9 protein-coding genes are annotated in these 8,456 nt (G+C 74.1%); 1 reads left to right on the top strand and 8 read right to left on the bottom strand.

The genetic code is table 11. The annotated features are described in order from the left end of the window. Positions 1 to 58 precede the first annotated feature (58 nt). From trpC to hisI, 6 genes are all read right to left on the bottom strand, one after another. Positions 59 to 868: an indole-3-glycerol phosphate synthase TrpC gene (gene trpC / locus HY68_RS20005; RefSeq protein WP_041990789.1), complete on the bottom strand. Its 810-nt coding sequence runs from the start codon at positions 866 to 868 to the stop codon at positions 59 to 61. 163 nt (positions 869 to 1,031) lie between these two features. Continuing rightward, positions 1,032 to 1,466, bottom strand: a complete 435-nt coding sequence (locus tag HY68_RS20000) for a DUF2752 domain-containing protein (protein WP_078863690.1) — start codon at positions 1,464 to 1,466, stop codon at positions 1,032 to 1,034. Between the two features lie 122 nt (positions 1,467 to 1,588). Further along, positions 1,589 to 1,843, bottom strand: coding sequence for an HGxxPAAW family protein (locus HY68_RS19995; RefSeq protein WP_041990785.1), 255 nt, complete (start codon positions 1,841 to 1,843; stop codon positions 1,589 to 1,591). A 126-nt stretch (positions 1,844 to 1,969) separates the two neighbouring features. Next, entirely contained in the window at positions 1,970 to 2,653 is a 684-nt protein-coding gene (locus HY68_RS19990; protein ID WP_041990783.1) for a TIGR02234 family membrane protein, read from the bottom strand. Between the two features lie 25 nt (positions 2,654 to 2,678). Next, positions 2,679 to 4,184, bottom strand: coding sequence for an anthranilate synthase component I (locus HY68_RS19985; protein ID WP_041990781.1), 1,506 nt, complete (start codon positions 4,182 to 4,184; stop codon positions 2,679 to 2,681). 18 nt (positions 4,185 to 4,202) lie between these two features. Then, positions 4,203 to 4,580 carry a phosphoribosyl-AMP cyclohydrolase gene (hisI, locus tag HY68_RS19980; protein WP_041990779.1) on the bottom strand — a complete coding sequence of 126 codons (378 nt, stop codon included), beginning with the start codon at positions 4,578 to 4,580 and terminating at the stop codon, positions 4,203 to 4,205. Positions 4,581 to 4,664: 84 nt separating this feature from the next. Between hisI and HY68_RS19975 the strand changes: the two genes are divergently transcribed. After that, positions 4,665 to 5,297 carry a TIGR03085 family metal-binding protein gene (locus HY68_RS19975; protein WP_041990777.1) on the top strand — a complete coding sequence of 211 codons (633 nt, stop codon included), beginning with the start codon at positions 4,665 to 4,667 and terminating at the stop codon, positions 5,295 to 5,297. A 20-nt stretch (positions 5,298 to 5,317) separates the two neighbouring features. Here the strand turns inward: HY68_RS19975 and HY68_RS19970 are convergent, their stop codons facing one another. Both HY68_RS19970 and HY68_RS19965 read right to left on the bottom strand, forming a co-directional pair. Beyond that, on the bottom strand, positions 5,318 to 6,598 hold the full coding sequence (locus HY68_RS19970; RefSeq protein WP_041990775.1) for a PucR family transcriptional regulator: 1,281 nt from the start codon (positions 6,596 to 6,598) through the stop codon (positions 5,318 to 5,320). A 407-nt stretch (positions 6,599 to 7,005) separates the two neighbouring features. Beyond that, the coding region (locus HY68_RS19965; RefSeq protein WP_241778620.1) for a helix-turn-helix transcriptional regulator at positions 7,006 to 8,456 on the bottom strand (1,451 nt) is incomplete at its 5' end.

The following is an 8,456-nucleotide window of genomic DNA, read 5'->3' as shown; positions in this document are numbered from 1 at the left end:
GCGGCGCGTACCCGGCGAGGGGCAGCGCGCTGACGACGGAGGCGGTGGACATGAGGGGTCAGTCCCTCCCGTGCCGCAGCGCCGGGTGGGCGCCCGCCGCGACGAGATCGGCCACGGCCGACTTCGGGTCGCGTCCGGTGACCAGCGACTCGCCGACGAGCACGGCGTCGGCGCCGGCGTTCGCGTAGGCGATCAGGTCGTGCGGCCCGCGCACCCCGGACTCGGCGATCTTCACGATGTGGGCGGGGATCTCGGGGGCGACCCGCTCGAACGTGCCGCGGTCGACCTTCAGGGTCTTCAGGTCGCGGGCGTTGACACCGATGATCTTCGCGCCCGCGTCGACGGCTCGCTCGACCTCGTCCTCGTCGTGCACCTCGACCAGCGGGGTGAGTCCGATCGACTCGGCCCGCTCGATGAGGGAGACCAGCGCGTCCTGCTCCAGCGCCGAGACGATGAGCAGCACCAGGTCGGCGCCGTAGGCGCGGGCCTCCCAGAGCTGGTACGACGTGACGACGAAGTCCTTGCGCAGGACCGGGATGTCGACCTTGGCGCGGACGGCCTCCAGGTCGGCCAGCGAACCGCCGAAGCGCCGCTGCTCGGTCAGTACGGAGATGACGGCCGCGCCGCCCGCCTCGTAGTCGGCGGCGAGCCCCGCGGGGTCGGCGATGGCGGCGAGCGCGCCCTTCGACGGGCTGGAGCGCTTCACCTCGCAGATGACCTTGACGCTGTCGCCGCGCAGGGCCGCGACCCCGTCCTTGGCGTCGGGTGCCTTGGCCGCGCGCTTCTTGAGCTCGTCGAGGCCGACACGCGCCTGCCGCTCTGCGAGGTCGGCGCGTACGCCGTCGATGATCTCGTCGAGCACACTCACGCGAGCGGCCCCCTTCCGGAAGGGTGGTGTCGGATGCGATCAGGTTCAGCCATATCGATGCTAGCCGGAAGAGGCCGCAGGACTCGCATCCGGTGCGCCGGCCCCGTCGCCACCTGGTCCTTCACGGCGGCGGCCGGGTCCGTCACGGCGGCGGCCTGGTCCGTCACGGGGCGAGCGCCGAGCCGAACGGAAGGTTCCGCAGCAGGGTGAAGACCAGGATCACCGCGCCGAGCGACCACCACACGGCGGTGGGCAGGACCAGCCGGACCGGCCGCCCCTTCCGGGCGCGTACCAGCCAGATCACCCACACGGCCGCGAAGACCACATAGCCGACGACGGCGAGCGCGTTGTCGCCGAACGCCGTGGCCAGATCGCCGTGGATGAAGGCATGGGCACTGCGCAGACCGCCGCAGCCCGGGCAGTACAGGCCGGTGACGGCGTACATCGGGCAGAGCGGGTAGTGACCCGTCTCGTTCGGGTCGACCAGGCCGACGTAGGTGAAGGCGGCGGCGATCCCGGCGAGGGTCGCGAGCGGCGGCAGCAGCCGGCGCGGGAGGGGCGCGGGCGCAGCCGCCGGCGCCGCTGGGGTTGGGAGCATGGCGTCCACCCGGTGATTGTGCCTGCTGACGTACGAAGGCGCAGCCCGGCCCGGCGGACTGCGCCGGGGGCCGGACCGCGCCCAGGACCGAACGATGGCTCGGCCGAACCGGTTGCGGGAGGTCAGACGGACTGCGTCTGCGCCCGTCCCGCCTTCTCCCTGGCCTCGGCCATTTCCGTGGACTCCTTGGGGACGCCCAGGCCCGCCAGCCTCATGGCGAGTCCCACGAGGCCGCCGATCAGGACGACACCGATACCGACCCAGAACCCGAAGGTGTTGTCGGCGACCATGAAGACCCCGCCGACACAGAAGCCGATGAAGGCGATGATGACGCCGGTCCAGGCCGCCAGGCTGTGTCCGTGGCTGCTGCCCGCCATGAAGTGCTCCTCGTCGCTGATGCGCTGTACAGGTCTGACGCTCTCAGAACATTGTCCCGCACGCACCACGTGCGCCGGTCCCGGGGGTCGCTCACGAGGAGGGCACGGGGCGCCGGTCACGGGGCGTCAGGTCAGGGTGGTGGGGTCCTCGCCGCGGTCGATCGCCTTCCACAGGTCCTCGGGCCGGTCGGGATCGACGACCGGGGCGCGCCGCGCGGTGCGCCGCAGACCGCCGGAGGCTCCCGGGCCCGTGGCCGCGTCACGCTCGTAACGTCCGGACATCGCGGGCCAGTTCTTGCCGTAGCGCAGGGCGAGCAGCCCGGCGAGCAGGATCAGTACGCTGGCCGCCGCCGTCACGTACGGCCAGGCGGTATGGCTCAGCGCGCTGACGGTCGCGGCGGTGTCGCCGGTCGTTTCGGCGGCCTGGCTGTCGAGGGCGGAGTGTCCCGAGGCGCCGAGGAACGCGGCGGTCGCGGCGCCGGCGCCGCTGAGCGCGAGCAGCAGCGAGACCAGCAGCCGGCCCGCCCTGCGGACGGCGAAGACGGCGACGAGCGCGGCGAGACCGACGACGGCCAGGGCGGCGGGCACCCCGGTGACATCACGGCCGTCGGCGCTCAGGGGCACGGAGCCGCCGCCGACGAACGCCTTGCCCTCGGCCCAGGTCTGGCCGGAGGCGATCAGCACGACGGCCGCGCCGACGGCGCCGAGGAGCAGGGCAGCGGCGAGGCTGCGGCGGCTGCTCGGGGCGTCCGAAGCGGCGGCGGCAGCCGCTCGTGGCTGGGGTATGGGTACGGCACTCACGCACCCCACTATCCCCTACGGCGCCGCCCGGCGTTCAGCCGGTCGCGTTCAGCCGGTTGGCGGTGTGGACGGCGCGCAGCACGGCGGCGGCCTTGTTGCGGCATTCGGTGTCCTCGGAAACCGGGTCGGAGTCGGCGACGATGCCCGCTCCCGCCTGGACGTACGCGGTGCCGCCGCGCAGCAGGGCCGTACGGATGGCGATGGCGGTGTCGGAGTCGCCGGCGAAGTCGAGGTAGCCGACGCACCCGCCGTACACGCCGCGCCGCGTCGGCTCCAGCTCGTCGATGATCTGCAGCGCGCGCGGCTTGGGAGCACCCGAAAGAGTGCCTGCCGGGAAGCACGCGGTGAGGACGTCGAAGGCGCTGCGGCCCTCGGCGACCTGTCCGGTCACGGTGGAGACAATGTGCATCACGTGCGAGTAGCGCTCGACGGACATGAAGTCGACGACCTCGACGCTGCCGGGCCGGCAGACCCGCCCCAAGTCGTTGCGGCCGAGATCGACCAGCATCAGGTGCTCGGCGCGCTCCTTGGGGTCGGCGAGGAGTTCGTCGGCGAGCGCCTGATCCTCCTGCGGGGTCGCGCCGCGCGGCCGGGTCCCCGCGATGGGGTGCACCATCGCGTGCCCGTCCTCGACCTTGACCAGGGCCTCGGGGCTCGACCCGACGACGTCGAAGGGCGCGCCGTCGGCGCCGGTGAACCGGAAGAGGTACATGTAGGGGCTGGGGTTGGTGGCCCGCAGCACCCGGTACACGTCGAGCGCGCTCGCCGTGCAGTCGGTCTCGAAGCGCTGCGAGGGCACGACCTGGAACGCCTCCCCCGCCCTGATCCGCTCCTTGATCTCCTCGACGACGGCCTGGAAGTCGGCGCCGCCCCAGCGGGCGGTGTAGTCGGGCAGTTCGGAGGCGGGCAGCGCGGTGGGCGCGGAGTCGACGGGCCTGGCGAGGTCGGCGGCCATCGCGTCGAGCCGGGCGACGGCGTCGGCGTACGCCTCGTCCACCCCCGTGTCCAGGTCGTTGTGGTTGATCGCGTTGGCGATCAGCAGGACCGTGTTGTCCCAGTGGTCCAGGACGGCGAGGTCCGAGGTGAGCAGCATCGTCAGCTCGGGCAGCCGCAGGTCGTCGCGCGCGTGGTCGCCGATCTTCTCCAGCCTGCGGACGATGTCGAAGCCGAGGTAGCCGACCATGCCGCCGGTGAAGGGCGGCATGCCGTCGGCGAGGTCGCGCGGGGTGTGCAGCGCCTCGACCGTGGCGCGCAGGGCCGCCAGCGGATCGCCGTCCACGGGGACGCCGACCGGCGGGGTGCCGAGCCAGTGCGTGGCGCCGTCGCGCTCGGTCAGCGTGGCGGACGACCGTACGCCGACGAAGGAGTACCGGGACCAGGAACGGCCGTTCTCCGCCGACTCCAGCAGGAACGTGCCGGGCCGCTCGGCCGCCAGTTTGCGGTACAGGCCGACCGGGGTGTCGCCGTCCGCGAGGAGACGCCGGCTGACGGGGATGACGCGGCGGTCGGCCGCCAGCTTGCGGAAGGTCTCAAGATCCATGGCCGCAGACCCTACTCGTTACCCGTCACCCAGCAGGATCCCGGCGTCGAAGCACGTCCGGTCCCCGGTGTGGCAGGCGGCGCCCACCTGGTCGACCTTGACGAGCACGGTGTCGGCGTCGCAGTCCAGCGCCACCGATTTCACGTGCTGGACATGGCCGGACGTGTCGCCCTTGACCCAGTACTCCCGCCGGCTGCGCGACCAGTAGGTGCACCGCCCGGTGGTCAGGGTGCGGTGCAGCGCCTCGTCGTCCATCCACCCGAGCATCAGCACCTCGCCCGTGTCGTACTGCTGCGCGATGGCCGGAACCAGCCCCTCGGGGCTGCGCTTGAGCCGGTCGGCGATGGCGGGGTCGAGATTGCCGCTCGGGCCGGGTGCCGCGGTCGTGCTGCTCATACCGCCATTGTGCCGCGCCGCCCTGCCGGTACGGGCCCGGTGTCCACTGGGCGGACGGGTGGCCCCGGCCGTACGCTTGCGCACATGTCGACCCATGCCAAGCGTGAACGACTTCTGCTCGCCGATCTGTTGGAAGCGGCGGGGCCCGAGGCCCCGACCCTGTGCGAGGGCTGGCTGACGCGGGACCTCGCCGCCCATGTGGTGGTGCGCGAGCGCCGCCCCGACGCGGCCGGCGGGATGCTGATCTCCCGGCTGAAGAACCGCCTCGACCGTGTGCAGGGCGAATACCACGAGAAGCCGTACGAGGAGCTGATCCAGCTCATCCGTACGGGCCCGCCGCGGATCTCCCCGTACAACATCAAGCAGCTGGACGAGGCGGCCAACACCACCGAGTTCTACATCCACGCCGAGGACGTCAGGCGGGCCCAGCCCGACTGGACGCCGCGCGAGCTGGACCGGGTGTTCGCCGACTCGCTCTGGTCCCGCCTGGAGAAGGGCGCGCGGCTGATGGGCCGCAAGTCCCCGGTCGGCCTGGTGCTGCGCCTGGCCGACGGGCGCACGGCGGTGGCCCACCGCGGCACCCCGGTGGTGACGGCCACGGGCGAACCGGGCGAGCTGACGCTGTTCCTGTCGGGCCGGCAGTCGTCGGCGGACGTGGAACTGGAGGGCGACAAGGACGCGGTGACGCGGCTGCTGGAGGCGAAGCTCGGCGTCTGAACAGCCGCTGCTGTTCGAGGCTAGGTCCGCTCGTCCGGGCGGCGGGGGTGCAGGCGGCCCGCCACCAGGGCCAGGGAGACCTCCACCGCGTCGGTCGGACGGGCCAGGCTGCGGCCGGTGAGCTGTTCGAAGCGGCGCAGCCGGTTCAGGACGGTGTTGCGGTGGCAGTACAGCCGGGCCGCCGCGCGCCGCGCCGAGCCGTCGGAGTCGAGCCAGGCCGTGAGCGTCTCGACGAGCAGGTCACGGTCGGCCGGATCGAGCCGGTCCAGCGGGCCGAGCACCCGCCCGGCCAGGGCCGCGCCCAGGTCGGGTGACGAGGCGACGAGCGCGGCCGGCAGATGGTCGTCGAGGAGTACGACGCCCCCGGCGCGCGGACAGGTGCGCAGCGCGATGTCGGCGAGCCTGCGGGCCTCGCCGACGGCGGCGATCCCGGTCACGGCGGAGCTGACGCCGACGCGTACCCCCGGCGGCGGTGCGAGGCCTGCCAGCACCGAGGCGACTGTCTCGGCGCCGGTGAGCGGCACGATCGCGTGGTGGGCGTCGGCGGACGCGTGCCAGACGGCGCGAGTGCCCGGCGGCAGGGGCAGCGGCGGTGCGTCGCCCTGCGGGGTGACGCGTAGGCCGGCCACGGCGAGGACGGCGTAGCTGCCGTCCGCCGGCAGGTCCAGCATGGCGGCGGCGTCCGGCAGGTCACTGACCCGCGCCGATCCTTCGAGCAGCGCCGCCGTCATCAGCCGGAGCCGGTTCTCCCGGCGCCAGGCCATCCGGCGCTCGGTCTGCCGGTAGGCGTCGGCGACCAGGCCGCAGTGCTCGTCGACGAAGTTCCAGACGTCCGCCGCGACATGGATGAGCAGCCGGATGTCGTCGGCGTGCCGGCGCGCCGTCTCGTCGATGAGCCCCTGCCACACCATGGCGCCGCCGAGCCGGAAGGCGTGCAGCACGGCGTCGAGCGGCACGCCCTGCTCGGCGCGGGTGGCGCCGATACGCCAGGAGGTGCGGCGGGCGGCGTCCCTGGCCTCCCGTGGCCTGATCAGCGACCCGATGTTGTGCCGCAGCGAGCGGTGCACCTCCTGCCATATCTCCGACGCGTCGGCGTCGATCGCCACCCGGTAGGCGGGCTCCTGCGCCCGCAGGGTGGCGACCAGCCGGTCGGTGAGACCGGCCAGATCGTCCAGCAGCACCCGGGCGGCCCGGTGCAGCACGGCGACGGCCTCCGCGTCGACCAGTGAGCGGACGGGGGTCGTGGTACGGACCGGGAGCAGCGCGATCGGCGTCTGCTGCGTGCGGATGACATGCGGCATTGCGGCCTCCACCGGTATCGGTCGCCTGACGCCCGCAGAATGACATACCGGCCGGTCGGTACCAAGGCCCTTACCCAGCCGATCTTCGCGAACTGCCCGCGCGGGGGGTGGCGTTGCGGGTCGCGTGGCCGTCGCGGCGGCCTCACGGGGTACCGACCCGGACGGCCATCCGCCCCCGGCACGGGGCGCACGGGGCAAGCGCGCCTGCCGGGTGCCGGGCGAAACCTCGGGGCACGGGACGGAGCCTGTACGACAGGTCGTGGACGAACCCCCGGCCACCGGCACAACGCGTGCCTCACGCGGGCCACCAGCGAAAACGTCCCGCCCCGCAGGGTGGGACTCGCGGCGGGCGCGTGCAGCGGCCACCGGGCGCCGGGCGGCACCTTGTGCCTGACGCCGGGGGACGGCTAGAGGGGGGCCGGGTTTTGGTCGTCGCGGTTCAGGAGGCGGGTCAGTTCTGTGCGGGAGCGGATTCCCAGTGCCGCGAAGACGTTGCGCAGGTGGTGGTCGACCGTGCGGGTGCTCAGGGAGAGTCTCAGGGCCACCTCGCGGTTGGTCGCGCCCTCCGCCACGCAGCGGGCTATGCGCTGTTGCTGCGGGGTGAGGAGCAGCAGGTCCGGCAGGCCGGTGCCGGGGGCCGCTGCGGCCACCGACTCGCCCGCCGCGCGGAGTTCGCCGCGTACCCGGCCCGTCCAGAGCCGCGCGCCGCAGCGTTCGAAGCCGACCAGCGCGTCGCGCAGCGGGGTGCGGGCCTCGCGGGTCCTGCGCTGCCTGCGGAGCCAGTGGCCGTAGAGCAGTTGGGTGCGGGCCCGCTCGAAGTCGCCCGCCGCCCGGTCGTGATGGGTCAGGGCCTCCTCCCAGCGCGCCCCCGCCTCGTCGCCGGACGCCAGCAGGGCCCGGCAGCGGGCCAGTTGGGCGGGGGCCTGCGGATCGGCTGTCCTGCTCGTCCAGAGCGCGAACTCCTCGACCGCCCGCTGCGCCTCGCTCCCCCGCCCCGCCAGCACCGCCGCTTCCACGAAGCACGGCACCGCCAGCATCCGCGTGGCGAAGTGACCGCGCCTCGGACCCGGGCTGACCAGGGGGAACAGTCGCGCCGCCGCCTCCGCCGAGCGGCCGTCGGCGAGTTCGGCGCGGGCCACCGCCCAGGCCGCGAGGGTCGCCGCCTGGGCCAGCCCGTGCGGCTGCGCCACGGCCGCCGCCGCCTCCGCGTGCTCGGCGCACTGCGCCGACTCGCCCTCGACGGAGGCCGCCAGGGCCAGTACGGCGTGCAGATGGGCCGCCACGTTGCGCTGGCCCGACCGCTCGGCGGCGCACAGGCCCTCGCGGGCGTGGGTACGGGCCCGCGCGTGCCGTCCGGCCCGCAGTTCGCCGTAGGCGAGGTGTTCCAGCACCTGCGGCAGCAGGACGTCGGGGCCGTGCGCGCGTACGGCGGCCAGCGCCCTGGCACCCGCCCGGCACGCGGCCTCCACCTCGCCGAGTACCAGCGCGGAGATCCCGGCCCGCAGCAGCTCCGCCGCGTCGCCGGTGCGTGCCGCCGACTCGAAGCAGTCCCGCAGCAGGGCGTGGCCCTCGCTCGTCCGTCCCACGAGCACCGCGTGCATGCCGGCGCAGTACTGCCCGAGCGACGGCTCCGCGCCGTGCGGCCGTATGCGGCTCATCGCGTCCAGATAGGCGGGCGCGTCCCCCATCGCCCAGGCGGCATCGGCGGCGCCGAGCAGGGCCGTGACCGTACGGGCGGGGTCACGCAGGGCCAGCAGCGCCGCGGCCGTGAGCAGCGCCTCGCGGGCGTCGGCCACGGGCCCGTCGTACAGGGCGAGTTGGCCCCGCACGTAGTGCGCCCGCCCCGGCTCGGGCACGG

This window comes from Streptomyces sp. AcH 505 (assembly GCF_000818175.1).
Classification (GTDB): domain Bacteria; phylum Actinomycetota; class Actinomycetes; order Streptomycetales; family Streptomycetaceae; genus Streptomyces.
The sequence above is the reverse complement of the archived record's forward strand: the minus strand, read 5'-3'. Positions and strand labels throughout refer to the sequence as shown.

Excerpts from the sequence above, each read along its gene's own strand:
- HY68_RS20000 (WP_078863690.1), bottom strand. The coding sequence starts at position 1,466 with ATGCTCCCAACCCCAGCGGCGCCGGCGGCTGCGCCCGCGCCCCTCCCG.
- HY68_RS19995 (WP_041990785.1), bottom strand. The coding sequence starts at position 1,843 with ATGGCGGGCAGCAGCCACGGACACAGCCTGGCGGCCTGGACCGGCGTC.
- HY68_RS19985 (WP_041990781.1), bottom strand. The coding sequence starts at position 4,184 with ATGGATCTTGAGACCTTCCGCAAGCTGGCGGCCGACCGCCGCGTCATC.
- hisI (WP_041990779.1), bottom strand. The coding sequence starts at position 4,580 with ATGAGCAGCACGACCGCGGCACCCGGCCCGAGCGGCAATCTCGACCCC.
- HY68_RS19975 (WP_041990777.1), top strand. The coding sequence starts at position 4,665 with ATGTCGACCCATGCCAAGCGTGAACGACTTCTGCTCGCCGATCTGTTG.
- HY68_RS19970 (WP_041990775.1), bottom strand. The coding sequence starts at position 6,598 with ATGCCGCATGTCATCCGCACGCAGCAGACGCCGATCGCGCTGCTCCCG.